This window comes from Cellulomonas telluris (assembly GCF_004886325.1).
Classification (GTDB): Bacteria; Actinomycetota; Actinomycetes; order Actinomycetales; family Cellulomonadaceae; genus Cellulomonas; species Cellulomonas telluris.
The window spans coordinates 1-655 of record NZ_QXFN01000028.1 but is presented as its reverse complement, the minus strand read 5'-3'; the positions used below and the strand labels follow the sequence as shown (position 1 = coordinate 655).

Sequence of the window (655 nt, the reverse complement as noted above, 5' to 3'; positions counted from 1 at the left end):
GGCCCTGCTCGACGTGCAGCTCGACGAACGTGCCGACCCGGTCGAGGGACAGCAGCCCGGTGGAGGGGTCGAGCCCGGCATCGGCGATCGCGTCGGCGAGGAACACCCCGTCACGGTCGCGCAGCTCGCGTGCGGCGTCCCAGGTGGTCGCGCCGGTGAGCAGTCGCGACCCGAGGCAGGCGCGGCCGAAGCGGGAGCCCTCCTCCTCGACGAAGACGCCGACGCCGAGGGGCCGCGTCGGCTCGAAGCCGCGGGCGCGGAGGACGTCGACCGCGGCCAGCGCCGAGACGACCCCCAGCGGGCCGTCGTACGCCCCACCGTCGAGGACCGAGTCGAGGTGCGAGCCGGTGAGCACGCCCCGGTCCCGCGACGGGCGCAGGGCACCCGCCTCGTCGGACGGTGCCGGCTCCCACCAGGCGATCTGGTTGCCGATGCCGTCGGTCTCGACAGCGAGCCCCCGGGCCGCGCACGCCTCGGCGAACCACGCGCGCAGCTCGGTCTCGGCGGAGGTCCAGGGCTGTCGGAAGTAGCCGCCCGAGGAAGCCGACCGGCCGACCGGTGCGAGGTCGCGCCACATCTCCTCGAAGTCGTCGGTCGCCGGCATGCGCCCAGTCCACCGGTCGGGCGCGGGCGGGTCAACGAGGCGACGCGGTGC

At 75.9% G+C, this 655-nt stretch carries 1 protein-coding gene; it reads right to left on the bottom strand.

Features of this window, described 5'->3' with window-relative positions; genetic code table 11:
* Window positions 1-604, bottom strand: a 604-nt coding sequence (locus FB586_RS18560) for a M28 family peptidase (protein ID WP_136520840.1), incomplete at its 3' end; no start/stop codon positions are given.
* Between the last annotated feature and the right edge of the window lie 51 nt (window positions 605-655).